General features: G+C 45.9%; 21 protein-coding genes, 1 pseudogene and 1 CRISPR repeat array. Of the genes and pseudogenes, 12 read left to right on the forward strand and 10 right to left on the reverse strand.

Annotated elements, in window-relative coordinates; all coding sequences use genetic code 11:
* Nucleotides 1-183 precede the first annotated feature (183 nt).
* Nucleotides 184-318: a hypothetical protein gene (locus tag V7K44_RS20700; RefSeq protein ID WP_334933869.1), complete on the reverse strand. Its 135-nt coding sequence runs from the start codon at nucleotides 316-318 to the stop codon at nucleotides 184-186.
* A gap of 82 nt (nucleotides 319-400) precedes the next feature.
* On the opposite strand from V7K44_RS20700, the gene V7K44_RS20705 reads away from it, so the two are divergent.
* The 5 genes from V7K44_RS20705 to aroF all read left to right on the forward strand — a co-directional run bounded on the left by V7K44_RS20705 (nucleotide 401) and on the right by aroF (nucleotide 4,163).
* The gene (locus V7K44_RS20705; protein ID WP_094348356.1) at nucleotides 401-580 is read left to right on the forward strand and encodes a chlorophyll a/b-binding protein; all 180 of its coding nucleotides are present in this window, start codon (nucleotides 401-403) and stop codon (nucleotides 578-580) included.
* Nucleotides 581-759: 179 nt separating this feature from the next.
* Nucleotides 760-1,083 carry a hypothetical protein gene (locus V7K44_RS20710; RefSeq protein ID WP_194046858.1) on the forward strand — a complete coding sequence of 108 codons (324 nt, stop codon included), beginning with the start codon at nucleotides 760-762 and terminating at the stop codon, nucleotides 1,081-1,083.
* A 305-nt stretch (nucleotides 1,084-1,388) separates the two neighbouring features.
* Nucleotides 1,389-1,926: direct repeats of the CRISPR family, unit length 37 nt; unit sequence ATCGCAATCAACTAAAATCCCTATTAGGGATTGAAAC.
* A gap of 141 nt (nucleotides 1,927-2,067) precedes the next feature.
* Nucleotides 2,068-2,337, forward strand: coding sequence for a 30S ribosomal protein S15 (gene rpsO / locus V7K44_RS20715; RefSeq protein ID WP_094348354.1), 270 nt, complete (start codon nucleotides 2,068-2,070; stop codon nucleotides 2,335-2,337).
* A gap of 11 nt (nucleotides 2,338-2,348) precedes the next feature.
* Entirely contained in the window at nucleotides 2,349-2,819 is a 471-nt protein-coding gene (locus V7K44_RS20720) for a PAM68 family protein (RefSeq protein WP_099103390.1), read from the forward strand.
* Nucleotides 2,820-3,104: 285 nt separating this feature from the next.
* The gene (aroF, locus tag V7K44_RS20725) at nucleotides 3,105-4,163 is read left to right on the forward strand and encodes a 3-deoxy-7-phosphoheptulonate synthase (RefSeq protein ID WP_334933872.1); all 1,059 of its coding nucleotides are present in this window, start codon (nucleotides 3,105-3,107) and stop codon (nucleotides 4,161-4,163) included.
* 505 nt (nucleotides 4,164-4,668) lie between these two features.
* On the opposite strand, the gene V7K44_RS20730 is transcribed toward aroF, so the two are convergent.
* On the reverse strand, nucleotides 4,669-4,920 hold the full coding sequence (locus V7K44_RS20730) for a hypothetical protein (RefSeq protein ID WP_334933874.1): 252 nt from the start codon (nucleotides 4,918-4,920) through the stop codon (nucleotides 4,669-4,671).
* 205 nt (nucleotides 4,921-5,125) lie between these two features.
* Nucleotides 5,126-6,436, reverse strand: coding sequence for an NF041680 family putative transposase (locus tag V7K44_RS20735; protein ID WP_334933876.1), 1,311 nt, complete (start codon nucleotides 6,434-6,436; stop codon nucleotides 5,126-5,128).
* A gap of 285 nt (nucleotides 6,437-6,721) precedes the next feature.
* Here V7K44_RS20735 and V7K44_RS20740 point away from each other — a divergent pair, with 285 nt between their 5' ends.
* Together V7K44_RS20740 and V7K44_RS20745 are read left to right on the forward strand one after the other, a co-directional pair.
* A complete protein-coding gene (locus V7K44_RS20740) occupies nucleotides 6,722-7,162 on the forward strand; it encodes a DEAD/DEAH box helicase family protein (RefSeq protein ID WP_334933878.1) in 441 nt (146 codons plus the stop codon).
* 48 nt (nucleotides 7,163-7,210) lie between these two features.
* The gene (locus V7K44_RS20745) at nucleotides 7,211-7,387 is read left to right on the forward strand and encodes a hypothetical protein (protein ID WP_334933880.1); all 177 of its coding nucleotides are present in this window, start codon (nucleotides 7,211-7,213) and stop codon (nucleotides 7,385-7,387) included.
* Nucleotides 7,388-7,530: 143 nt separating this feature from the next.
* Here V7K44_RS20745 and V7K44_RS20750 read toward each other — a convergent pair whose 3' ends face one another.
* The 3 genes from V7K44_RS20750 to V7K44_RS20760 form a co-directional block, all read right to left on the reverse strand.
* Nucleotides 7,531-8,976, reverse strand: a complete 1,446-nt coding sequence (locus V7K44_RS20750) for a flavin monoamine oxidase family protein (RefSeq protein WP_334933882.1) — start codon at nucleotides 8,974-8,976, stop codon at nucleotides 7,531-7,533.
* A gap of 474 nt (nucleotides 8,977-9,450) precedes the next feature.
* Nucleotides 9,451-10,713: an HhoA/HhoB/HtrA family serine endopeptidase gene (locus tag V7K44_RS20755; protein WP_334933884.1), complete on the reverse strand. Its 1,263-nt coding sequence runs from the start codon at nucleotides 10,711-10,713 to the stop codon at nucleotides 9,451-9,453.
* 332 nt (nucleotides 10,714-11,045) lie between these two features.
* A complete protein-coding gene (locus tag V7K44_RS20760) occupies nucleotides 11,046-12,350 on the reverse strand; it encodes an RNA-guided endonuclease InsQ/TnpB family protein (RefSeq protein ID WP_334933886.1) in 1,305 nt (434 codons plus the stop codon).
* Between V7K44_RS20760 and tnpA the strand changes: the two genes are divergently transcribed.
* Both tnpA and V7K44_RS20770 read left to right on the forward strand, forming a co-directional pair.
* Entirely contained in the window at nucleotides 12,330-12,737 is a 408-nt protein-coding gene (gene tnpA / locus V7K44_RS20765) for an IS200/IS605 family transposase (protein WP_334933888.1), read from the forward strand. The genes V7K44_RS20760 and tnpA overlap by 21 nt on opposite strands.
* Nucleotides 12,738-12,837: 100 nt before the next feature.
* Nucleotides 12,838-13,734, forward strand: coding sequence for an ATP adenylyltransferase family protein (locus tag V7K44_RS20770; protein WP_334933890.1), 897 nt, complete (start codon nucleotides 12,838-12,840; stop codon nucleotides 13,732-13,734).
* A gap of 126 nt (nucleotides 13,735-13,860) precedes the next feature.
* Here V7K44_RS20770 and bioD read toward each other — a convergent pair whose 3' ends face one another.
* Both bioD and V7K44_RS20780 read right to left on the reverse strand, forming a co-directional pair.
* A complete protein-coding gene (gene bioD, locus V7K44_RS20775; protein WP_334933892.1) occupies nucleotides 13,861-14,550 on the reverse strand; it encodes a dethiobiotin synthase in 690 nt (229 codons plus the stop codon).
* Nucleotides 14,550-16,256, reverse strand: coding sequence for a protein kinase domain-containing protein (locus V7K44_RS20780; RefSeq protein ID WP_334933894.1), 1,707 nt, complete (start codon nucleotides 16,254-16,256; stop codon nucleotides 14,550-14,552). The genes bioD and V7K44_RS20780 overlap by 1 nt, the downstream gene beginning before the upstream one ends.
* A 238-nt stretch (nucleotides 16,257-16,494) precedes the next feature.
* On the opposite strand from V7K44_RS20780, the pseudogene V7K44_RS33270 reads away from it, so the two are divergent.
* Nucleotides 16,495-18,651, forward strand: a pseudogene (locus tag V7K44_RS33270) (GAF domain-containing protein); the annotation flags it as partial.
* Here the strand turns inward: V7K44_RS33270 and V7K44_RS20805 are convergent.
* On the reverse strand, nucleotides 18,543-18,764 hold the full coding sequence (locus V7K44_RS20805; RefSeq protein ID WP_334933947.1) for a hypothetical protein: 222 nt from the start codon (nucleotides 18,762-18,764) through the stop codon (nucleotides 18,543-18,545). The pseudogene V7K44_RS33270 and the gene V7K44_RS20805 sit on opposite strands and share 109 nt — an antisense overlap.
* 7 nt (nucleotides 18,765-18,771) lie before the next feature.
* On the opposite strand from V7K44_RS20805, the gene V7K44_RS20810 reads away from it, so the two are divergent.
* Nucleotides 18,772-22,338 (forward strand): ATP-binding protein, encoded by a 3,567-nt coding sequence (locus tag V7K44_RS20810; RefSeq protein ID WP_334933937.1) that lies wholly within the window; start codon nucleotides 18,772-18,774, stop codon nucleotides 22,336-22,338.
* A 2-nt stretch (nucleotides 22,339-22,340) separates the two neighbouring features.
* On the forward strand, nucleotides 22,341-25,136 hold the full coding sequence (locus tag V7K44_RS20815) for a response regulator (RefSeq protein WP_334933896.1): 2,796 nt from the start codon (nucleotides 22,341-22,343) through the stop codon (nucleotides 25,134-25,136).
* A 36-nt stretch (nucleotides 25,137-25,172) separates the two neighbouring features.
* On the opposite strand, the gene V7K44_RS20820 is transcribed toward V7K44_RS20815, so the two are convergent.
* Nucleotides 25,173-25,307 (reverse strand): hypothetical protein, encoded by a 135-nt coding sequence (locus V7K44_RS20820; protein ID WP_334933898.1) that lies wholly within the window; start codon nucleotides 25,305-25,307, stop codon nucleotides 25,173-25,175.
* Between the last annotated feature and the right edge of the window lie 7 nt (nucleotides 25,308-25,314).

Below are 25,314 nucleotides of genomic sequence, written 5' to 3' on the forward strand. Positions count from 1 at the left end.
TCTATGGGCTTAGTTAAAGCTGTTCGCCAACGACATCGACGTAACGCTGCAAGGTCGCTTGACATTTGGGCTTCTGCCTTAACTTGACACCAATGACATCTTGTCCGCCTCACAAAATGGATAATTTATTTCTTGGAAGTCCCTTGGGAGAAAAATCTATGCATTTGAAAAGCGCTTTAACCATCAAAAATCGCCAAAATCATTATCTATACTCAAGCTAATAGTCCAATCTTGTCGCATCAATTCGCTGCCATCATCAACATCACGCAGCGTTTCGTAGACAAAGAATTTGTAGAGAGTAAGTCCTAATTCATTCAATCTTGCATTTTTTTAAACATCTGTTACATTACTTTACAGACAGTTACAACTGCTACAACACTTGAACCTTGGAGTTATGCTCATGTCAGGCTTTAAGAATCCTGCGCCTATTGTTTCAGAAGATCCTAATGCTGTGCGTTTTGGCTTCACTCCTCAGAGTGAAAATTGGAACGGTCGTCTAGCAATGATTGGTTTTGTATCTGCGATTTTGATTGAAGCTTTTTCTGGTCAAGGGCTACTCCATTTCTGGGGTATCCTCTAAATTGATGATAGTAGGGTAGAACTGCTGTGCTACCCTACGTAACTCTCTATATTTCACGCTAGGAACTCGTTTCTAACATCTGGCAGTTGTTGCCATTGGTGCAAAATATCAGATTTTTCCGGTTGAGCCAAAATATAAGTGAATAATTACTTTACGTTGAATATGTATAGCTAAAACTCATGGAACTACCCCAACGCGTATCAGTCCGCTACAAAGACGCGTCCTTCAACACCAATGAAATCCGCTTGAGAACTTTTCGGCTTGGCTTGCAAATATGGGATGAACAGACCAAACCCAGAAAAACAGAGCTTTATCAGTTTATATCGTCTTGCTTGAAACAAGTTGACCGCCAAGATCGTTTTATGTTTTCTCTGTTGTTTATAGAATTAACAGACCTCATACGCAACTCTTCTCTAGAAAGAGGAACGAAAGAGGTTCTGATTAAAACAGCTTTTAGAGAATTTGCTTATGCGATAACAGATTTTGAAGACGTTGCCAAATAAGGTTAGTTATGGGGATGCTGGAATTGCGTAAGCGTAGGCATCACCCTAAAGTCGGCTGACCTAATCGAGTAGGATATATGTAAGTCAACAGAAACAGCTTTCCAATCAGATTAGTTTTTTCGCTAGATGCGCGGATGGGTGGGTGTTGGGGAAGGGGTGAATACAAAAATAGCTGAATTGCCGTATATGCAAGGATTTGACAGCTTTAGTATCTTGAAACCATCCGCGCACCTTATGTAGACTGACTTTCAGCTATTTACAGTTAGCACAATTACCACTTCTTATGTTATGATTTTTGCATTCGCATCGCAATCAACTAAAATCCCTATTAGGGATTGAAACGCACACGTAGGTATTTAGAGTAGCAAGGGCAAATCGCAATCAACTAAAATCCCTATTAGGGATTGAAACGTGGCAATTATATCATATATATATGTTTTAGGGATCGCAATCAACTAAAATCCCTATTAGGGATTGAAACAAGTGCCGGATGAGTTTAAGAGGGTACTTGTAAAATCGCAATCAACTAAAATCCCTATTAGGGATTGAAACCAACAATCTCTTCAGGACTCAAGTGAAGACAGGTACATCGCAATCAACTAAAATCCCTATTAGGGATTGAAACCAGTGCTAACCATTCCCTCCATGTGCTCAACCAATCGCAATCAACTAAAATCCCTATTAGGGATTGAAACCTCATTACGAAATCCACTATGCTCGCCAGAGGTAAAATCGCAATCAACTAAAATCCCTATTAGGGATTGAAACATAGTAGCTTGCCCCTTGCGGTTCCCATATTTATACTGCAAGCAATCAATTAAAATCCCTATCAGGGATTAAAACTTATACTGAGAATCAGTTCTAGAAATTAGTATTAAAAAGTACAAATATTGCCTCAAGAGTCATTCTACATCCAGCTTGAGGGCTGTGATATTATAGGAGACTGCTGCATACATTTTAGAAAAACTAGAAACTGAATCGACCATGGCCCTCACGCAACTGCGGAAACAAGAAATAATCTCCAACTACCAAGTTCACGAAACTGACACTGGCTCGGCCGATGTCCAAGTTGCTATGCTAACTGAGCGCATTAACCGCCTCAGCGAACATCTACAGGCAAATAAAAAAGACCATTCTTCTCGGCGGGGACTGTTGAAGCTAATCGGACAGCGCAAGCGTCTTCTAGCTTATATATCCCAAGAAAGCCGTGAAAAATATCTAGCTTTGATTGCTCGTCTTGGTATTCGTGGATAGGACTACCGCTTATGTCTGCTGAAGAATCTGAACGCAGTCGTTTGCCCTTTGAACCGAACAAAAAGCGCCAAAAACCCGCAAAAACTCAAAGTAAACCAGCAGCACAGCCCCAAGAATCCGTCAAACAGGCTGATAAAAAAGTGGTTTACACCAAACAAGAGATGGCAATTCCCCAAGTAGTCAGCCAACGGATGATCCGACGGGTAGCTGGGTTCTCTGGTGTACCAACAGCTTTGGGGATTAGCGCCTTGATTGCTAGCTATCTGCTTGCTACCTACTCTGACATCCGACTACCTCCCATCGCCGTGTTATTGGTGAACATGGGATTATTTGGTTTGGGAGTTTTAGGGATAACTTATGGCGTTCTCTCTGCCTCTTGGGATGAAGAAAAAGTCGGCAGTTTGTTGGGTTTGGGTGAGTTCAACACCAATTTGGGACGAATGGTGGCAGCTTGGCGCGAAACTCGGCAAAAAAACTTATAATGAACAGCGCTCAGGTATTAAGTAACTGTGATATTGGGTAAATGAAAAAGTTAATGTTGAAGTTGAAATTTTATCACTTCAACATTGTAATTAAAATTATATAATCCTTTTTATACCCCATATCTAGTTATTTAGTAGTAAGACTACTGACTGGGCGCTACATTTCGTCTATTTATTTTGTAAACAAATTTTATTTTTAACTATTTGTAATTAGGCCAATAGGTAACAATAAAGTTAGCCTATTTACAGAAAATTTTACTCAATTAATTAATCAGGAACTTTCAGATGATTATAGTAATGAAAAGTGGTTCCCCAGAGGCGGAAATAAACCGCATTGATGAGGAACTAACTAGCTGGGGGCTAACTCCAGAAAAAATTGTAGGTCAACACAAAGTAGTTATTGGTCTAGTAGGTGAAACCGCCAACTTAGATCCGCTACAAATTCAGGAACTTAGCCCCTGGATTGAGCAGGTGTTACGGGTAGAGCAGCCTTACAAACGAGCTAGCCGTCAGTACCGCCACGGCGAAGCTTCGGATGTGGTGGTTAATACTCCCAATGGAGCGGTGGTATTTGGCGAACACCAGCCTTTGGTAGTTGTTGCTGGCCCCTGCTCCGTAGAAAATGAAGAAATGATTGTGGAAACGGCGCGGCGCGTCAAGGCTGCTGGAGCCGCATTTTTGCGCGGAGGGGCATACAAACCCCGGACTTCACCTTATGCCTTCCAAGGACACGGCGAGAGTGCTTTGGATTTGTTAGCAAGGGCGCGGGAAGTCAGCGGACTTGGGATTATTACAGAAGTGATGGATGCCGCAGACTTGGATAAAATTGCCGAAGTTGCTGACGTGATTCAGGTGGGAGCAAGAAATATGCAGAATTTCTCCTTGCTCAAAAAAGTGGGAGCGCAGCCGAAACCAGTTCTCTTGAAGCGGGGAATGGCAGCTACTATTGAAGATTGGTTGATGGCAGCCGAGTATATTCTGGCATCTGGCAATCCCAATGTAATTTTGTGCGAAAGAGGAATACGCACCTTTGACCGTCAGTATACGCGAAATACACTAGATTTATCGGTAGTGCCCGTGTTGCGAAAGCTGACTCACCTGCCAATTATGATTGACCCCAGCCACGGCGTAGGTTGGTCTGAATTTGTGCCTTCAATGGCAATGGCTGCGATCGCAGCTGGTACAGATTCCCTGATGATAGAGGTTCACCCTAATCCTGCCAAAGCTTTATCCGACGGGCCCCAATCTCTGACACCAGACCGTTTCGATAACTTGATGCAAGAATTGGCAGTAATTGGTAAAGCAGTGGGACGCTGGCAGCAACCAGCAGTAGCTCTAGCTTAAAATTCAGTTGCAACTTGTTGCTAGGCATAAATAAATTAGGGACTTCCAAGAAATAAATTATCCAAATAAACGTAGACGCTTCTCTACGAGACGCTACGCGAACGGCTTGCCGCAGGCTACCACAGAGACAAGGCAGCGCGGTCTTGGGGGTTTCCCCCATGAGCGACTGGCGCGCAGAGAACACAGAGAGAAGAGAAATAGAGAGGATTTTTCCGTCAGTTTTGGGGTATTTTTTTATTTGGAAGTCCCTTAAATTTTGTAGTCAAGACATTAGTCCTGATAAATCAAATTCTCGCCAAATTGGGAGAATATGAGCCAATTTCAAAGTCCCTCTCCCAACGCTTGGGAGAGGGATTCAGGGTGAGGGATGAAGTCTATTGTAAATCTGAAATAATGCCCCTTTAGAAGATTTATAAAGGAGATTTTTAAACACTAACTAAAGCTATGAAAAAAGAAATCTGCAATCAATATTGATGGACAATATTTTTTGCAATTGTAAGACTTCTTATCTATATACAGAGCGAGCAGGTATCCAGCGGCGACCACGATTTGTTTGCACCCAACGTCCAGGAACCACTATTCTCCTTCTCGCTTGAACAGGGGTACGAACCCTAACTCGCACTGGTCTTCTGATTATTCTAGTTGGAACCGATCGCCTAACTGGTCGTCTGATCTGAGCATCGGCTTGAAAAGGAATAAAGGTAACAGCAATTGGTAAAATCAGCGCTGCACTAGCAAGCATTCTTTTAATACTCATTCGCAAACTTCCCTTTTATGATATTGACATCAAAGAAATTAATTTTTCATAAAATACGAATTCCTTTGACAAATAAATACTAGGACTGAAAAGAGCTATTCACTAGTGAAAAAGGTAATTACTGGACTTTAGACTAAAAAGCAGAAAATGACTCAGGGAAGCTGAGTTGAAAACAAGCAAAGCCAAAAAATTAAAAAATCAGAAATCAAGCAGTTTTTTGGGCGGCTTTACGTGAAATAGTAGTACGCTTTTTAACCATTGGATAGCGAATTCTACGCTGTCGGGGTTGTCCGGTCTTCCAACCAGGAGATTTACCTCGTGGTTTTGGTGGCTTTGCAGGAGTAGAAACTCTGACCAAAATCCCAGGCATCGCTTGTGCAACCCGTCCAGGCGTGAATTGAGTCATTTGTTTCTGCCAGGGCAGGGGATTATCACTGACAAGATCACGAGCCAGCCATAACTCCCAAGTCATGAGTGGCATGAGGTCACTCCATCGGTCGCACTGTTGGGGAGTAGAGAGCTTTGGTAGTGTCCAATGCAAGCGTTGTTTAATAAACCGATACCAGTGGTCAACCGCAAAGCGTCGTAAATAAAGTTTCCATAGTTGAGACAAAGGCGGCATTTCTTCACCCACAAAAGCCAACCACATCGGTTTATTGACACGTGGGGAGCCGTCTTCTTGCAGCCTTTCAACCAGTATAATGGACATCGGATGCTGTGGAGAAAGACGAAAATGCTTTGTTGTCCAGAGGCGAATTTTGACTCTACCCAGTTTGGCATCAAGTTGTTCAATGGTTTGGGTCGGTTCTGACCACGTACTGGTATCGTTGAGTTTAAACTTATCTCCGTGTACACGTGGTTTCCCCCTGCCTGAGTATTGTGGTGGTTCTCCCCATAAACACAAGTTTGAGCGCAACCGCATCAGTTTATCTGCATTAATGTCAGCAGTTTTGATCACAAATGGCGCACATCCATATTCGTTGTCCCATAATGTGATTGGTCGTGATGGTAAATGCTGACACACCTGTTTTAGTTGCCATACAGCTTTATCTATGGGATTTTCCCAACTTGTAATTCGCTCATGTCTTAGTGGTAATGCCCAACTCCCTTCAGTTTCTGGTATCCACGCAATACTACTGTATCCGTACCCAGGGGTGATGGGACGACCTCCTCTTCCACCTTGAGTATAATGCTCATAGGTTCTTTCCCTGAGCGTTGGCGCATGCGGTCTTGACCATGTGGTATGGTCTCCTGCGAGGATAATACGTTCTTGTTTTGGTATCTTTTTACTATATAGTCCCATCAGCTTCTGGCGCTGCGGTCTGGTATCCTGTATTGCCTCATAGATACTTGACCATTGACGACGGAACACTGGGCACATTGATAAATCCCCCAGGCTGTAAGCATTGCGTGTTAGCAATATTGCATCCATCAGTTCAAATGTTGCATCCTTTGCCCGACATAAACATTCGTATACTGCTTGACGGAATTCCTTCAGTTGTGCAAAAACATCCATAACGATAGATGAAGATTGGTTGTGCTTTTTTCATCTTCCGTTACTGGGGTGCTTGTGATTACAGGCATCCCTTTCTTTTTTGCCCACCCTCTCACTTACTGATCGCTCACCTTTAGTCTAAAGTTCAGTAATTCCCTTTGGCTGCCTTCTTTGCTTTGCCACGCACTTAATATCTTTTGTCGTAAGTCAATTGAATATGCTGCCATCTTTAAATACTATTCTTAACATTTTTACAGTTTACGATCTTTGTGACGGATTTGATATCAAATTGCTGTAACAGAACTTTTGCAAGTGTCATCTGGTGGTGTTGTCTTTACCACTATTCAAAAATTCGCACCAGAACCAAAGCAAAAATACCCGAAATTATCTGACCGTCGCAACATAGTTGTTATTGCTGATGAAGCCCACCGTAGCCAATATGGAATAGAAGGGCGTGTAGTCACAAGTCGAGATGAAAGCGACACCTATATGGTTTACGGCTTTGCAAAACACTTGCGAGATGCTTTACCGAATGCCTCATTTATTGGCTTTACTGGCACTCCTATAGAATCAACTGATATCAACACACCAAAGATATTTGGTGAATATATTGATATTTATGATATTCAAAGAGCCGTTGAGGATGAAGCCACCGTCCGCATTTACTACGAAGGACGCATGGCGAAACTGGAATTAACAGAATCAGAACGCCCCAAAATTGACCCCGAATTTGAAGATGTCACATAATCCGAGGAACAGTCAACCAAAGAAAAATTAAAAACTAAATGGACAACTTTGAAGGCTTTGGTTGGTGCAGAAAAACGCATTGCTTTAGTTGCTCAAGATATTGTAGAACACTTTGAACGTCGCCAAGAAATCATTGATGGTAAGGCAATAGACCTCTTGCAAAAGTCCCAGATACGTGAGACAAGTAGGTTAAAGTTGGGTAGTGTGATTTTACCCCTTGCATGACCAAATTGTGAATCATAGCGTGACCAAAAGTTAACGTAATTTCAAGGTTTTTAGCAAATCTTCAACCCAAATTTATGAATCAAATTTGGTTAGATCAGCCAATCGTAAGCGTTACATTACAACCTTGATATTTATCATTGTGCTTAAGGCGATAACAAACCAATGCCAGCCAAAATCTCCTTGCTCACTCGCTCTCCTGATTCCAGTGCCGATTCCATCCCACCAGATGCGATCGCAGTATGTTCGCCTGCAAAGTGAATTCGCTGCCAGGGTTTAGCCATTTTGTCTTGAAAGCGCCGGACTTGTCCGGGGGCAAAGTGGGAATAAGCACCCAGAGCATAGCGATCTCGTCCCCAAGAAACAACGCGCACAATATCGATATTTCCCTCTGTTCCAGGGCGAATTCGAGTCAGTTCCGAGGTAACATATTTGGCTAATGCGTCTGCACTCATGGCATCTAACTGTTTGGCATTACTGCCATTTGCCCAACAGACTAAGCTTTGCACTCGCCCCTGTTCATCCCGAATCGGTGACACCCTTTCAAGTCGTGAGTCTGTCCACATCATCGGCGGATAGCCATCAGTTTCCCAGAACGGATGACGAACCGTAAAGTGAATCTGCGTTACTGCTGTGTAGGGCAATTCCTGCACCGCCTGTGCTTGTATCTTTGGTAATGGTGGAGTGATTTCTACCTGGCGCAGCACCGAAAACGGCAACGTCACCACCACATAATCAGCATCGAACTTCGAGCCATCTGAGCAGTGAACTTTTACACCTGTTGCCTGAGAGTGAATCGACTCTACAACTTTGTTTAACTGCACAGGAGACTTGAGAGAGGCTGCCATCTTTTCCGGCAAACGACTGTTACCGTTCTGAATATGCATTGATTGCTTGCTGCGAATTTGGTCGCGCTGGTCATTCCGTAATGCCCACAAAGAAGAAGTAGTTTTTATACTGTTGAAGTGAGTGCCTGGATTAAAGTCGATTAACCGTAAGGCTTCATTTGAGGCACCTTGAGCGAGGAGATACTTGTCTAGGGGAATATCTAGATCCGCATATTTCGGATTGATCCAAGCCCTCGCACTTTCTAAGGGATTGTGTTGGCGGAGGTAATGACTCAGCAATTTTTGGGGAAGCACTTGGCGTTCGCTGGCTGCTAACTGGTTAGCAGTAGAGACAGCCCAGTCTTGTGGCAGCACTGCTTGTCCTCTAATATGCAGCAGTAATTCTTTGTCTAACCCTTTGCTATGTTCCGTTGGCACTTGCAAACGTTCAGCTAGCGCTAATAATCTGTGATATTCTTCGCTCAAAGCTTGTCCCCCCGCCTCTGGCTTCCCGGGAATATCATCTAAGGTCTGGATGCGACCACCAACGCGTTCGCGTGCCTCTAAAACCCTCACTGACAAACCCTTGGCTTCTAACAACAACGCCGTATATAGCCCAGATAAACCTGCACCGAGAACCAGGACTGAGGTCGACTTGTTTGCCGCCACCACTTGCCCAGATGCCCGACCCATAACGAGTAATGCTAGGGCTGATTGGCTCATGCCCCATAGGAATTCACGGCGATTCCAGTTTTTTAATGTCATTTTCTTATTTCTTTGAAGCTTTGAACGCCAACTTCCAGTAATGTCAAACGACAGCTATTTGCCGACCACAGCTATTTAACGATATTTAAGTTTCTAGAACCACACTTCTAGCTTGTTGAATTTAAACATTAGAAAAACTCCTTAGTTATGTTTTCTTTCGTAATCAAAAGTATTTTGTAAATAACAGCTAATTAACAGCATATTTTACAAAAATTAACACTATCTATAATTACCTTTTTACTGGACTTTAGTCTAAAGTCCAGTAATTAGTTGAACCGTGACTAATGTCATGGATAAAAAATGTAAACATGACTCTGCTATTGAATAAAACTATTTTTACGATTTTGATGTTGGTGACAGTGCCTACCTTGCCAGCAATACGGTTACTGCAACTCAATTGCGCCACATAAAAAAAGGACGGGCACAATACCCATCCCAGAAAATTCCCTTTTACTTAATTGACTAGCAAAACTTTTATTGCACTTGGGTGGGGAAAGCACCCGGTTGCACAGCTATGTTAAGACTCTGCCCATTGCGACGTAATTCCATACGTAAATCGCTCCCGACTTGGCTATTTTCTACTGCCCTTTGGACACTGCTGGCATCTGTGACTGCTTGACCTCCAAGCGTTTGGATCACATCACCAGCACGTATCCCTGCTTTAGCAGCTGGTGAATTTGGCACAACTTTCACAACCAATACACCTTTATCTTCATTCACACTCAAACCGCTGTTGGGATCTGAGTTGATATTTTGTTTTAGCTGAGGTGTTAACCCCACCATCTGAATTCCCAAGTAAGGATGTTCTACTTTACCTGTAGCTATTAGTTGACTGGAAATGCGTTGCGCTGTGTTGATAGGAATAGCAAAGCCTAATCCTTGTGCCCCTTGAATAATGGCTGTATTCATGGCAATTACCTGTCCACGAGAATTTAACAGGGGGCCGCCGGAGTTACCGGGGTTAATTGCGGCGTCGGTTTGAATATACTCTACTCGCTTATCGGGAGCGCCAATTAGATTGCTACTGCGTCCGGTGGCACTGATAATTCCGGTAGTTACTGTATTATCTAATCCAAGGGGGTTGCCGATCGCGATCGCCCATTCTCCGGGTTGTAGTTGATCTGAGTTACCCAAGGCTACTAACGGGAGATTCTCTGCCTGAATCTTGACAACAGCAACATCGGTCAGCTCGTCTTTTCCTAATACTTTACCTTTAAAGCTACGCCCATCTTTGAGTGTAACTGTCACGGTATCAGCACCATCAACTACGTGGGCATTGGTGAGAATACGACCATCAGCACTAATAATAAAACCTGAACCAGTACCTCGTTCTACGCGATTTTGTTGTTCTGGCATTTGAGAGCCAAAAAAGCGTTGGAAAAGTGGATCGTTAAATTCATCTGGTAACTGGGTTTTTACGGTTCGGGAAGAGTCAATTCGCACCACGGCAGGCCCTACCTTTTGCACCACCTGGATAACAAAGTTAGGATCTGTGCCTGCTGGTAATGGAGGAGCAGCATTTACTCGACTTACTGCCAAATTAGATGCATTTTCAGACACCTGCTGAGAGTGTCCAGCCATATAGCCGCCTGCCAATGTCATACCCGATCCCAGCAGCACCAGCGATAGAGAGGCGGCAGCCTTTTTCCAGGGTGCTTGATTGCGGTATTTGGCATCAGCAGTGTTATGTGAAATGCTATTTGATGGGTGTTCTCTGTCGCGAGATTCGTTTTGCATTGCTGTCTGGAAGGATATTTAGATGTATTACTAATGTAGATATGATTTGTGACAGTTTTGTTGCGGAGGTATTGCGTTGTTGTGAAAGCTTTGGTATTTTATTGAACCGTATTGGAATATAGTCATTCGTAGAGACGTACATTGCTGCCTACTCTTTACCAAACTCAGTGCTGTTAGCGGATAGCTAAGGTTTAGCCCGTGCTGAGTAAATTAAGAATTACTCAGTAATTTATGTACTTGGGTTTGAGCAAGGTCCCTTGTGGGCGGTCTTTAAACTCAGCACTCAGCACTCTTCATCATGCCTGAAGGAATAAAAGTGACAACTCTCACCGCTAATTGCAAGCAATGTAGCGTCCGACACTCAAATTCACATAAGAGACTTTCTGCTTCATAGGCTGACTATTGTCTAAGCCTCCACAGACAGGAGTCGGTAGTCCAACCGACCCACGCTTTAAAAGATTTAATGCGCTGTTCCAGTCGCGGTCAATGACCAATCCACAAGAACAACTATGAACACGAATTGCCAATGTTTTCTCGACTCTTTCACCACAACTCGAACAATTAATACTCGTGCTTCTAGGGTCAACTCCAAGTGTCAGCTTGCCGCGTTTTACCGCTACTGCTTGCATGATTTCCAGGAATGCGCCCCAAGCAACATCTAGTATTAATTTAGCTAGTCGTGTTCTAGCTAATCCTCTAATATTCAAGTTTTCAAAAACAATTAAATCGTATGATTTAACCAACCAATGAGCGACATGATAATGAAACTCTTTTCTTTGCCGAGCAACGTGCAAATGAGTAAGTGCAACCTTTTTGGCTTGTTTCTTATAGTTCTTAGACCCATTAATTTTACGTGCAAGCTTGTGCTGCTGACGGGCTAATTTTGATTGTGCCTTACGGTAATACTGCGGTACTTCAATACTTTGTCCATCAGCAGTAGTTAAAAACTTTTCCAACCCGACATCTATGCCAGTAGCAGTTTTAATTTTATCAATCGGCAACAATTCAGGTACAGTTTTATCTTCAAGAGAAAAACTGACATACCATCCATCAACTTTGCTTAAAATTGTTGCTTGCTTAATCTCAAATCCGTTACTGATTGGACGGTGCAAGATAACCTCAATTTCACCAATCTTAGAAAGCTTGAGGGTATTGCCTGTTAGATGTGCGCCTGCTTTGGGGTGGTTAACGCGAGGAAATGTAAAAGAACTTATATCACCACGCTTTTTAAATCGTGGCTTACCTCCTCGTTTGCCTTTTTTATCAGGTGTTAACCATCGTTTCCACGCCTTGTCCAACCTCATCAGATTTTGTTGTTGGCAGTCAGCATAGATGCTTTTGTAGTCAGGGAATAGTTCTTTGGTTCTTTTGAGGTCTGAAGCTTGTGTGTAATAGTCAGGTCTACTTGGTATCTCTCTTATCGGTTCACAGAATAAACTGCAACGATCAATTTGTGACCTTGTACGCCTTAACCAATCCAACCTCTGACCCAATGCGTAGTTCCAGTGACGGCGCAACAGTTCGCCCCAAGTTTCAAGAATGACAACTTGTTCAGGCGTGGGGTTGAGTTTGAACTGGTAGGTGAGTAACATATAGTCATAATACCATTTGGTGGCATGACTTACAATATAGGACACAGAGCAGTTTATAGTCTAAACATTCATTTAGTGCTTGTCACTAAATACCGAAAAAAGGTTATAAATCAAGCAATGCTAAAACGACTGCAAGAAATATTTGAAAGTACTTGCGCTAAGTGGAGAAGCAAGGTAACAGAGTACAACGCAGAGTCAGATCATGTTCACTTGGTTATTAGTTACCCCCCGGATGTGGAAGTAAGTAAACTCGTGAACAACATCAAGACGGTATCTAGTCGGTTAATTCGCAAGGAGTTTCATGAACACGTTAATCGGTTTTACAGCAAACCCGTCTTTTGGACAGGTGCATACTTTGTTGCATCGTGTGGAGGCGTTACCCTTGAACAACTTAAATCTTATGTTGAGAAGCAAAGTAGTCCAACCAATTAAGAAAATTGCTGACTTCGGGGCTATTAAAACCCACTCAGCCAGCCCTCCTATCCCCCTCACCGCCAAGCTTCGCTGTGGCGGGAGTACCCCGGAGGCTTAGATGGCACAAGGGAAAATCTTACTTAAACCTGGCACTTTATGGAGAAGTGTTAAAGAACGGACTGAATCTGCTTTGCAATGCGAGGCGCTACTCTCGATTCCGACAGAATTTGAATTTGTTGAACAGGATGGCGTGCGCTTTTTGGTGCGGATTTTGTCTAACCTGAATCGCAAAAAAGCAGCTAAGAAGAAACAGGAAAAACAATCTGCTACTTCTGGTGAAGAGTTTAATCCTTTTTTGCCCTACGAAGAAGATTTATTTGTAGCGGATATCTCCGATACCCATGTATGTATTTTAAATAAATTCAATGTTGTAGATTATCATCTGCTAATCATCACCCGTGGTTTTGAGGAACAAGAAAGCTTACTCACTCTGGAAGATTTTACGGCTATGTGGGCGTGTTTAGCTGATTTCGACGGTTTAGCATTTTACAACAGTGGCAAAACCGCAGGTGCTAGTCAGCGACACAAGCACTTACAATTAGTGCCACTACCACTTGCCCCTTCAGGGTTGCAAATACCGATTGAAGCTTTGCTAACATCAGCACAATTTCAAAACTCGAATGCAACTTTAGCAAAACTTCCTTTTGTACATGCTTTCGCACCATTAAATTCTAATTGGGTGCGATCGCCATTTGCAGGGGGTCAAGCAACACTGGAAATTTATCATACTTTGCGTCAGGCTGTGGGTTTAGATGCAAAGCAATCTGGTGCTTACAATCTGCTAGCGACACGAGAATGGATGTTGATAGTACCGCGATCGCAAGAGCATTTCCAATCTATCTCTGTGAATTCATTAGGATTCGCTGGTGCGCTGCTGGTACGAAACGCAGCAGAAATGGAGATTCTCAAAACCCAAGGGCCAATGAATATCCTCAAAAATGTTGCTATATCCTAATTGAGTGAGTGGGATATACAGCAGTTTTCAAGAAAATGAGGTACAAAATGCAGGACTTAAAATCAGCCATAAAAAAAGTTTTACTCCCCTCCCCTGCTCCCCTGCTCCCCTGCTCCCTACCCCAATTTAATCATTCTCAAGTGTTAGTGTTTCCCAATCCAAATCTGATGTTATTTGAGCAAGTTTATCTAAATCAGTCAGGTTATCTAGATAGGGTAAGCAGCCTAAAACTGGCGTGTTAGTGAGTGATTGAATCAATTGAAATGGTGTCCAGTCGGCTATTTCTGCATCCGTTCGGGGTTGTACGCAGTTCAAAACAATGCCTTTGAGATTGATGCGCGATTGTCTAGCTAATGCCACATTCGCCACTGCTTGAGCGATCGCACCCAATCTCACTGGTACTACCAATACTGTTGGTAAACGCCATTCCCCCGCCAAATCAGCTACCGTTAATTCCTCAGTTATTGGCGAACCTAACCCTCCCAAGGCTTCTACAAGCACAAAATCACGCTGCGATCGCAACTTAGATAAAGCTTGCCAAACTACTGCTAAATCTACCCGGCGATTTTCCCGTGCTGCTGCGATTGGAGGAGCCAGAGGTGCTTGAAAGTATAAAGGTGTAATTTCTTCAGCAGATTGTTCTAGCGCAAATAGCTTTTGATACCACTCGCGATCGCCAATCCCCGATTGAATCGGTTTCATAATTCCCCAGCGACGCTGCGGGTAATATTTTTGCCAATAAGCTGCTAACGCTGTCGTTAAAACAGTTTTACCAGCTTCGGTATCAGTTCCAGTAATCAGTAGTGTGTTTAACATTAATTTCTTTGGCCAGAAAATGGTTGTGTTTCATCAGCCGGCGGCAAAGTTGGCGCTTCAGTAATCGTCGGAATTGGTAAGGGTGTCTCTGTGGGAATTGGCAAAGGTGTTTCTGTGGGAAGTGGGAAGGGGGTTTCTGTAGGAAGTGGCAAGGGTGTTTCTGTGGGAATTGGCAAGCGTGTTTCTGTCGGTGTTGGTTTGACTGGTTTTTCTAATGCAACATTGAGATTGTAATTGCTTTCGGCAACTCCTGAAAGCAGAGTTAACTCAATAGTATATCTACCAGTAACCAACAATGTGCCTTGATAAAATGTGACTTGTTGGGCAGTACTCTCAATTGGTTGTCCATTGGGACTTAAGATTGTTAGCAGAATGCTGCTTCCTGGATCAATAAACGTGTTTAATTTAGTACCTTCTCGCCCAAAAAAGCTGTACTGGATGATTTGATTTGCTTTGAGAGTACCTTCAACCGCGATCGGGTTAGATGTTGTAAGCTGGAGGCGCTTAGTAGATATAACAGGTTGGTTAGTAGGTGTGGGTGTTGGTGTTGGCGTGGGCGTCGGTGTGAATGTAGTACCACTAGAAATTACTGGTGAAGGGAAATTTTGTGGAAGCGTCTCAGTTGGTGATGGTTTTGACTGACTGCGGATAGAACTAACTAATGCCCAAGAACCAAATCCTGCTACGATCGTGACACCAATAGCAATTGCGGCGATCGCTAACGGATTATCCAAAATTGAGCTAGTGGGACTTGGTGGAATCACAGGATCGGGTTTCTTGGGCGAAGCTGCTGGTGCTACTAAGTCAGGACGGCGACTAACTGCCATTGTCTGCAAGTTAGACACATTTACATTAGGAAGATTGACTTCGTGTAAAGGTTGTAGTGCTTGAGATACACTAGCAGCACTTTGATAGCGATCGCTCGGTATATGATTCAACATTCGATTCAAAACTACAGCAAATCGCGGGTTCACTTTTACCCACCGTTGCCAATTCCAAGTTAGTTGGTTTTGATCGAATAGCTCCTTTGGTTCTTTACCAGTCAGCAAAACAATCGCGCTTACCGCTAATGCATATAAGTCACTACTAGGATAAGCTCCCCCTGTTTGCATTTGTTCGCTGGGAGAGTAGCCTAATTTTCCTACGGTGGTTTTTGGTATGGGACTATCTGGCGATTGTAAACGCGTTGCCAGTTCCTTCACCACCCCAAAGTCAATTAACACAGGTTTAGCATCACTATCTCGCAAAATAATATTTTCTGGCGAGATATCTCGATGAATAATTCCTCGACTGTGAATATGCTCTAAAACAGGCAACAACAACTCTATCAGCTGCAATACTTCAGCCTCTGTGAAAGTTTTACCCATAGCTTGACGTTCAGCCAGCAGAGTGCGGTACGTCTGACCTGCAATGTAGTCCTCCACCAAAAATAAGCGTTGGTCTTGCTCAAATCTTTCCCGGAATTTCGGCACTTGTGGATGTTCGATTTGATATAAAATGGCCGCTTCTCGGTGAAAAAGCTCTTGTGCCCTCTCCCAATCCAAAGCCGACCCTGCTGTTGAATTCAATTCTTTGATCGCGCAAAGTTCGTTAAAGCGCCTCTGGTCTTCTGCCAGATAGGTTCTACCAAATCCTCCTTGTCCGAGAATTTGAATTATGCGGTAACGGTTTTGCAAGACAGTGCCAACTATAATCGGTGGTTGCATGATCGGTTGATTGAGTGTAGTAGCAACTGAGGAGGAAGTCACCCACAAAGATTAAGTCCAAGAGGCGACGGACAGTTACCTGCGGCAATATTCTACTATACCCAACAAGTAAATCCCCACCAGAGCAAGGTTGTTTCCTAGTCCATAACTTCAGAGTCCCCAATCCTCAATTCAATTTTTCTTCCTGGGAAAACGATAGATTTTGAAATATCTAAACCAAAACAGCAAGAAGAAAATCATGTCAGCACTTCAGTTTCTCTTACTCGAAGCTAATCTAACCGATGCAGAAGTCGTGCAAGCCACGCTGAGAGAGGGCGGGATTGACTGCGAACTACTGCGGGTAGATACTCGTACTGCTTTTATTAGGGCACTGGAGAGCAACGCCATCGACCTGATTTTGGCAGACTATGCCTTGTCTAATTTTGATGAGATTGCGGCACTAACGATCGCCCGTCGCCTACGTCCTGAGATACCGTTTATTTTCATCTCTGGCAGTTTGGGCGAAGAATTGGCGATCGCAGCGATCAAACAGGGCGCGACAGATTATATACTCAAGCAACGCTTAGGGCAATTAGTGCCATCGGTACAACAAGCATTGCAGGAAGTAGCGGAACTTGATAAAGATACTATCAAGCGCAAACAAGCTTTATCAGCCATCGAGTCAGACCTGAAAGATACGCAACTACTGCACGAACTGAGCGCAAGGCTTGTAATCGAGGGCGACATTCAGACGCTTTACCAGGAGATTATAGCTACTGCGATCGCCCTCACACGAGCAGATGCGGGATCGATCCAAATTCTCGACGAAGCGACGCAGGATCTCGTGCTGCTTGCCACTCAAGGCATAACGCCAACAATGCTTGAGCATTTCTATCGCGTCAACGCGGATTCAAACACGCCTTGCGGTATAGCATTGGCAACGGGCGATCGCGCCTTTGTTGATTTCGATGTACAAGAAAGCGAAGACCCGGATGGCTCAATGCGACTGCACCGTGAGGCGGGACTTCTCTCAGCACAGTCCACGCCGCTAATTACCCGTTCCGGTAAAGCGATCGGCATGGTTTCGACCCATTGGTGCAAACACCATCGATCCACAGAACACGAACTGCGCTTTCTCGATTTACTGGCCCGCCAAGCCGCTGATTTGATTGAGCAACGGCAAGCCCAAGTCGCCATTGCCGCCGACCTGCGCGACACTCAACGCTTACACGAACTAAGCACTTACCTGGCATCGGAAGACAATATTCAGGTGCTTTACAACGAGATTGTGGCTGCTGCGGTTGACCTCATGCAGGCTGATGCTGGGACAATTCAAATTTTGGAAGCAGAAACTCAATACATATTATTGCTTGCAAGTCAAGGTTTAGAACAAAAGACAGTCGAGTATTTCTATCGTCTTGACGCTAGTTCCAATACTGCCTGTGGCGTTGCTCTTGCAACTCGAAAACGGGCAATTATTAATTATGATGTACCCGCAAGTGAAGACCCCGGTGGTTCGCTGCAAAAGCTCGTAGAGGCAGGATTTCTCTGCGGACAGTCAACACCGCTAATTACCCGTTCGGGCAGAGCGATCGGTATGGTTTCGACCCACTGGGGCAAACACCAGCGACCGAGCGATCGCGAACTGCGGTTTCTCGATTTACTCGCCCGTCAAGCGGCTGATTTGATTGAGCAGCGACAAGCCCAGGTCGCCTTGCGCAAATCGGAAGAACGGTTGCAGGCTGTCGCCAACCTCGTCCCCGATCTGCTCTGGGACAGCGAACCGGACGGCTCGACCAACTGGTACAACCAGCGCTGGATGGAGTATACAGGGCAAACCTTTGAGCAAGCGATCAGTTGGGGCTGGATAGACGCGATTCATCCCGACGATCGCGCCGCCTCCGATCGTCGTTACCGTGAAGCCGTCGAACAGGGCGTACCGCTGCAACAGGAACACCGCATTCGCCGCCACGATGGAGAATATCGCTGGTTTGTGGTCAATGCGTTTCCGCTTAAGGATGAGAGCGGCAAGGTCATCAAGATGTACGGTGCGGCAACCGACATTCACGAAGCACGCATCTCACTCGAAGCCCTGCGCGAGTCGGAAGCCAAATATCGATCGCTGTTTGAGTCGATGGAGGAAGGTTTTTGCAGCGTCGAAGTGTTGTATGACGAGGATGGGCAGCCCGTTGACCATCGGATTCTTGAAGCGAATCCGGCGTTTGAAAGACATACTGGCTTAAGCAATGCCAGCGGCAGATTAGCGAGTGAGTTGATGCCAGAAATCGAACAATTCTGGAGCGACCATTACGCGCGAATTGTTGCCACAGGGGAATCTGAGCGACTTGAGCAGTACTCGTTTGCGTTTAACCGTTGGTTCAATGTTGAAGTTTCGCGCCTTGGTGACGAATCGCTGCCCCGCGTTGCGATTATTTTCCAAGACATTACCGATCGCAAACGCGCCGAAGCAGCCCTGCGCGAATCGGAAGAAAAATTCCGCGCTTTTGTCAGTGCAACTTCGGACATCATTTATGAAATGAGCGCAGATTGGCGGGAAATGCATTATCTTGGAAGCAAAGAGTTTCTCGCCACGACTGAAGAGCCGCGCCGCGATTGGACAGAGGAGTACATTCCCGAAACCGACAAGCCGCGAGTTAGGGCGGCGATCAACCGCGCGATCGCAACCCGCAGCAATTTTGAATTGGAACACCGCGTTATTCGGTTGGACGGCACTGTGGGCTGGACGTTCTCCCGCGCCATTCCGCTGATCGACGAGGCAGGCGTTATCGTCAAATGGTTTGGTGCGGCGAGTGACATCACCGAGCGCGTAGAAGCTGAAGCAGCCTTGCGCGAATCAGAAGAAAAATATCGATCGCTGTTTGAGTCGATGAACGAGGGGTTGGCGATCAATGAGCTTGTCCGCGACGAGAGTGGTCGCGCTGTAGATGCCCGATATCTTGAACTCAACCCAGCATATCAGAGGCACACAGGATTTGACCCAAGCAGCACCCTCGGTCGGTTAGCGAGTGAAGTCTTTCCAAACTACTACCGCTCCTGGTTGGAGATTGTTGAGCGCGTTGTCAGAACCGGACAGCCGGAACGCTTTGAGCATTTCGTTCTGGACAATGATAAGTGGTTCGCTTTCCAAGTCACTCCTTTTGGTCGAGCAGACGGCTTCACGATGCTCTACGACGACATCACCGACCGCAAACGATCGGAAGAACAATTGCGTCGTGTGGCTGAGATGGATGCGTTTCGGGTCAAGCTGTCGGATGCACTGCGATCGCTCTCCGACCCGTTGGAAATTCAACGCGCGGCGATGCATACTCTCGGCGAGTATCTCGCGGTTGACCGTGCGATGTACGCCGAGATTACGCCCGACGGCGAAAGGGTAATCGTCAATGACAACTATCTGAGCGGACGTTTTCCGGCGTTCATAGGCGAGTTTCCGCTCGCGGCTTACGGCTCAATCTTCGACAAGCTCCGCAACGGCGAGCAGTTGATTGTCGTGGATATTGACGCGCAAACCGAATTGACCGAGGCGGAAAAGACGAACTACAAGGCAATCGGCTCGACTGCCTTCGTTACCACCCCGCTCATCAAAGACGGACGCTGGGTTTCCAATCTCGTCGTTCATCAGGGCGAGCCGCGCCGCTGGACGACGGAAGAAATCACCGTTTTGCAGGAGACGGCGGAAAGAACCTGGGCCGCCGTGGAGCGCGCCCGCGCCGAAGCAGCCTTACGCGAATCAGAAATTGGGCGAGTTCGAGAACAATCAGCCCGCGAACAAGAACGCCAACGAGCAGAATCCCTGGCAGAACTCGATCGCGCTAAAATCCTCTTCTTTAACAACGTCAGCCACGAATTCCGCACACCGCTAACGCTATCACTGGCTCCCGTGCAAGATGCCTTGAGCGATTCGGTAAATCCCCTAACTTCTTCACAACGGGAACGGCTAAAACTAGCACATCGCAATAGCTTGCGTTTGCTGAAACTGGTCAATACCCTGCTCGACTTTTCCCGCATCGAAGCCGATCGCCTGAAGGCAAACTACGAACCCACCGACTTATCCACCTACACGGCGGAACTGGCAAGTGTTTTCCGCTCGGCGATTGAGAATGCCAATTTGCAGTTAGTCCTCGATTGTCCTCCCCTGCCCGATCCCATTTGCGTAGATCGCGAGATGTGGGAAAAGATTGTCTTGAATCTACTCTCCAATGCCTTCAAATTTACCTTCCAGGGTATCATTTCTGTCTCGCTCAAACCCAAAGCAAACAGAGTTGAATTAATGGTCAGCGACACGGGCGTAGGTATTTCCGCTTCCGAACTGCCTCACCTCTTTGAGAGGTTCTATCAAGTCAAAGGCGCGAAGGGGCGCAGCTATGAAGGCTCAGGTATTGGCTTGTCTCTGGTGCAAGAACTCGTCAAGCGGCACGGCGGCGCGATCGCGGTTACGAGTGCAGTAGACCAAGGCACAACCTTCACCGTCACCATCCCCACCGGAATCGCCCATCTACCCGCCGACCAAATTGAGGTTGCCTCTACACTGCCATCGACGGCTGTAACTGCAAATGCTTTTGTTGAAGAAGCCTTACGTTGGCTACCTGAAGAAGCAGGGGAGCAGGGGAGCAGGGGAGCAGGGGAGCAGGGGGCAGGGGGAACTGCCCTTGACAAAAGCACAGAATTTCAACTTCAAAGCTCAGAATTTCAACTTCAAAGCTCAGAATTTCAACTTCAAAGCTCTGAGGTTCAAGCTCAAAGCTCTGAGGTTCACGCACAAAGCTCGGAGGTTCAAGCTCAAAGCTCTGAGGTTCAAGCTCAAAGCTCTGAGGTTCAAGCTCAAAGCTCTGAGGTTCACGCTCAAAGCTCTGAGGTTCAAGCTCAAAGCTCTGAGGTTCACGCACAAAGCTCTGAGGTTCAAGCACAAAGCTCCAAGAGGGCGCGTATTCTCCTAGTGGATGACAACGCCGATATGCGCGGCTATCTCAGGCGGTTGTTAAACCAGTACTACGAGGTAGAAGCTGTAAATGACGGGTTAGCCGCACTGACTGCGATCCGGCGTGGTGAAAATGTCATCTATGACTTAGTGTTAGCAGATGTAATGATGCCCAGAATGGATGGATTTGAGTTACTGCGATCGCTACGGGCTTCACCAAATACCCAGACAATCCCGATTATTTTGCTCTCTGCCCGTGCTGGCGAAGAATCACGGGTGCAAGGTTTAGAAACTGGCGCAGATGACTACTTAATTAAACCCTTCTCGGCACGAGAACTATTAGCGCGAGTCAATGCCAACCTCCAATTAGCACAGCTGCGACGCGAAGCAGTCTACCGCGAACAGGTGATGCAAGCAGTACAAACACTCAACGATCGCTTAGAGCAACAGGTAAAAGCGCGGACTGCTCAACTAGAAGCCATCAACCAAGAACTGGAAACGTTCTCTTCCTGTATATCCCACGACTTGCGAACGCCGCTACGCTACATCAGCAGCTTTGCCGAACGGTTGGAAGGCAAGCTCAATGCAACCCTCGTCGATGCATCCAGTTTGCAAACTCTCAACATTATCATCAAATCTGCTCTTGAGGCAGAAAAAATGGTAGACGACTTGCTGGAATTTTCCCGCCTGGGGAAGACAGAGATGCATTTGACTACTGTTAATATCAGTCAATTGGTGCAGCAGGTGCGAGAACAATTGCAGCCGGAACTGGTTGGGCGATCGCTCCACTGGGAAATTGAGCCATTGGTAGCGGTAAAAGGCGATCCGGCACTGCTGCGGTTAGTAGTGCAAAACCTGCTGTCGAATGCCGTAAAGTACACCCGCAATAACAGCAAAGCTGCAATTACAATTGGTAGCATTGAACAGGAGCCAGAAGTGATTTTCTTTGTCAAAGATAATGGTGCAGGGTTCAACATGGAATACTGCGATCGACTATTTAGCATATTTCAACGGCTGCATCCCCAGGAAGAGTTTCCTGGCACGGGAGTCGGGCTTGCCACTGCACGGCGGATCGTTCATCGACATGGCGGACGCATCTGGGCAGAAGGCGCAATCGACGAGGGCGCAACGTTTTACTTTTCGCTGCCAAAACATGAGGCACAATAATTATGACAGCATTGCGGTTTCTTTTGCTGGAAGACAATCCCCTTGATGCAGAGGTGATAGATGTCACCCTGACCGATGGCGGCGCTAATTTTGAACTGCTTCGGGTAGAAACTCGCGCTGAGTTTGTGACGGCATTAGAAACCAATGCGTTTGATTTAATTTTGGCAGACTATGCTTTGCCCGGTTTTGATGGCATTTCCGCCTTGAAAATTGCCCAAAACCTGTGTTTTGACACGCCCTTTATTTTCGTCTCTGGCAGTATGGGCGAAGAATTGGCGATTGAAGCGCTGAAACTGGGAGCTACCGACTATGTGCTAAAGCGCAACTTACGGCGGTTGGTTCCTTGTGTCCAACGAGCGCTGCGAGAAGCCCAAGAAAAGCGCGATCGCCAACTTGTCGAAGCAGCACTGTACCAAAGCGAAGCCCGCCTGCGTCAAGTCGCGGCCAAACTACCTCATGGCGCTGTGTTCATTGTGGATCGAGATTTACGCTACCAGCTGGCAGAAGGCGAAGCGCTGGAGTGGATCGGTATGACTACTGAAAACTTTGTTGGCAAAACACTCTCTGAAGCCCTCGGCCCAACGCTGGCAGCCAGCTACGAACCCAACTACCGCAAAGCTCTCAATGGCGAATCGTTTACCTCAGAACACAACAGCCACGATCGCTACTATATCTCTCATGGCACACCCTTACGCAACGATCGCGGTGAAATTGATGCTGTGCTGGCAATGTCCTACGATATTACCGCTCGCAAACAAATCGAAATTGCCCTCAAACAAAGTGAAGCTCGCTTTCGGTTAATGTTGGCAAGTGCAAAAGAATATGCTATTTTTACCATTGATCCCAACGCTATAATCACCAGTTGGAGTGCTGGTGCTGAAGAATTGTTCAAGTATTCAGAAGCAGAAATCATTGGCAGTGACTGTCACAGCCTTTACAGCCGCGAAGAAAACCTAGAAAACCGCGTTGGCTGGGAATTTCAGACCGCCGAAACTGAAGGACAGGCAGAAAATGAGTGCTGGCATATCCGAAAAGACGGTAGTCGCTTTTGGGGTAGTGGCTTTGTGATGCCCATACGCGATGAAGCCGATGAGGTGCAAGGATTTATTAAAATCATGCGCGACGTAACCTCACAGAGGCAAGCCGATGAACGTTTTCGGTTGCTCTATGACATCACCAGCGATCTCCTGGCGGTCGAGCAACCGATGACGCTGATGCACAATTTATTCAGCAAACTCGCACCTGCGCTAGGGTTGGACTTTTACTACAACTACATCGTCGAGTCAAAAGACAACCGCCCCATCCTGCATTTGAAAAACTATGAGGGTATTACTCAAGAGTTGGCTGAGGCGAACAAGTGGATTGAGTTTGGTGAATCCCTCTGTGGCTGGGCAGCCCAAGAACGATCTGCTGTCGTTCTCAACCACACCCAAATTGCCACTGATCCTCTTGCCGAAATCGTCCGCAACCAGGGTGTTACTGCTTATGTCAGTCAACCGTTAATTGTGGAGGAGAGGTTATTAGGAACCATCTCGTTTGCTAGCCGCACCCGCACTGGCTTTACCCCAGAAGAAATCAATTTGCTGCAATTAATGTCTGAGCAGATAGCGATCGCCCTCGATCGCGCCAACCTAATTGTCTCGATTCAGCAACAGGCAGAACAGTTAAAACGAGCCAACCAGATTAAAGACGAGTTTTTGGCAGTGCTGTCTCATGAATTGCGATCGCCCCTAAACCCCATCTTAGGCTGGGCACAACTGCTGCAAAGAGGCAAGCTCAACGCCGCCCGTCAACGCGAAGCACTACTAACAATTGAGCGCAACGCCAAACTGCAATCACAATTAATTGAAGACTTGCTCGACATTTCGCGGATTATGCGGGGCAAGCTGTCCTTAACAGTGGCTTCCCTTAATTTAATCCCTGTTATTTCTGCTGCCCTGGAAACGGTGCGTTTAGCAGCAGAAGCAAAGAATATTAACTTACAGATCGATCTCAATCCAACTGCACTTATCTCTGGTGATGCTGTCCGCTTGCAGCAAGTGGTGTGGAACTTGCTTACCAATGCCGTCAAATTTACACCAGATGACGGACAAGTAATCATTGAATTAAGGCAAATTGCAGGGCAAGCTCAGATCCGGGTGATCGATACAGGCATTGGCATTCAACCGGAATTTATACCACAGGTGTTTGAGTATTTCCAGCAAGAGGATAGCTCGATGACACGCAGATTTGGTGGCTTGGGTTTAGGCCTTGCGATCGTCCGCCAAATTGTAGAACTGCACGGTGGCACAGTCAAAGCAGAAAGCTTGGGTGAGAATCAGGGCGCAATCTTTACAGTTCAAATACCGCTCTTGAACCAGTCAGCACAAATTGTACTTGACTCAGCCGACGCTGAAACATCAAGCGCCCAGACTCCCTTAAGCAACCTGCAAATTTTGGTCGTGGATGATGATACTGATACTCGTGAGTTTCAAGCATTTTTGCTAGAACAAAATGGCGCAAAAGTGACGGCCGTAGCGTCTGGGCTAGAAGCATTGCAAGTACTTGATAGTTTCATTCCCGATCTAATTATGAGTGATGTCGGCATGGCTGACATGGATGGCTATATGCTGATCCAGCAAATTCGTTCACGCCCAGCTAATCAAGGAAGAACGATTCCGGCGATCGCATTAACTGCCTATGCCGGAGATATTGACCAACAAAAAGCCTTAACTGCTGGGTTTCAAGCTCACATTGCCAAGCCATTAGAACCAGAGGAGTTAGTGAGGAAGATTGTCAAGCTGCTAGAACACAACTAATACCAATTCAAAATTCAGCAACGCCCAAAATTCATCTTAGAAAGTTCTGAGCGCCAGCATAGCAGTGCAGATTAAAAACCAAGATGATAAATTAATGCTAGTAGCAGTAGCATCGGCATAGGCTCGTAGAACAAATCCGATAGCGATCGACTCAACATCCAAAATTATCATCCGTTTG

Origin of the sequence: Nostoc sp., from assembly GCF_036917235.1 — a bacterium.
Classification (GTDB): Bacteria; Cyanobacteriota; Cyanobacteriia; order Cyanobacteriales; family Nostocaceae; genus Nostoc.

Coding starts and splice junctions, on each gene's coding strand:
- V7K44_RS20705 (WP_094348356.1), top strand. CDS start 401: ATGTCAGGCTTTAAGAATCCTGCGCCTATTGTTTCAGAAGATCCTAAT.
- V7K44_RS20710 (WP_194046858.1), top strand. CDS start 760: ATGGAACTACCCCAACGCGTATCAGTCCGCTACAAAGACGCGTCCTTC.
- rpsO (WP_094348354.1), top strand. CDS start 2,068: ATGGCCCTCACGCAACTGCGGAAACAAGAAATAATCTCCAACTACCAA.
- V7K44_RS20720 (WP_099103390.1), top strand. CDS start 2,349: ATGTCTGCTGAAGAATCTGAACGCAGTCGTTTGCCCTTTGAACCGAAC.
- aroF (WP_334933872.1), top strand. CDS start 3,105: ATGATTATAGTAATGAAAAGTGGTTCCCCAGAGGCGGAAATAAACCGC.
- V7K44_RS20730 (WP_334933874.1), bottom strand. CDS start 4,920: ATGAGTATTAAAAGAATGCTTGCTAGTGCAGCGCTGATTTTACCAATT.
- V7K44_RS20735 (WP_334933876.1), bottom strand. CDS start 6,436: ATGGATGTTTTTGCACAACTGAAGGAATTCCGTCAAGCAGTATACGAA.
- V7K44_RS20750 (WP_334933882.1), bottom strand. CDS start 8,976: ATGACATTAAAAAACTGGAATCGCCGTGAATTCCTATGGGGCATGAGC.
- V7K44_RS20755 (WP_334933884.1), bottom strand. CDS start 10,713: ATGCAAAACGAATCTCGCGACAGAGAACACCCATCAAATAGCATTTCA.
- tnpA (WP_334933888.1), top strand. CDS start 12,330: ATGACTTACAATATAGGACACAGAGCAGTTTATAGTCTAAACATTCAT.
- V7K44_RS20770 (WP_334933890.1), top strand. CDS start 12,838: ATGGCACAAGGGAAAATCTTACTTAAACCTGGCACTTTATGGAGAAGT.
- bioD (WP_334933892.1), bottom strand. CDS start 14,550: ATGTTAAACACACTACTGATTACTGGAACTGATACCGAAGCTGGTAAA.
- V7K44_RS20780 (WP_334933894.1), bottom strand. CDS start 16,256: ATGCAACCACCGATTATAGTTGGCACTGTCTTGCAAAACCGTTACCGC.
- V7K44_RS20805 (WP_334933947.1), bottom strand. CDS start 18,764: ATGATGTCCGAAGTTGCACTGACAAAAGCGCGGAATTTTTCTTCCGAT.
- V7K44_RS20810 (WP_334933937.1), top strand. CDS start 18,772: ATGAGCGCAGATTGGCGGGAAATGCATTATCTTGGAAGCAAAGAGTTT.
- V7K44_RS20815 (WP_334933896.1), top strand. CDS start 22,341: ATGACAGCATTGCGGTTTCTTTTGCTGGAAGACAATCCCCTTGATGCA.
- V7K44_RS20820 (WP_334933898.1), bottom strand. CDS start 25,307: ATGATAATTTTGGATGTTGAGTCGATCGCTATCGGATTTGTTCTACGA.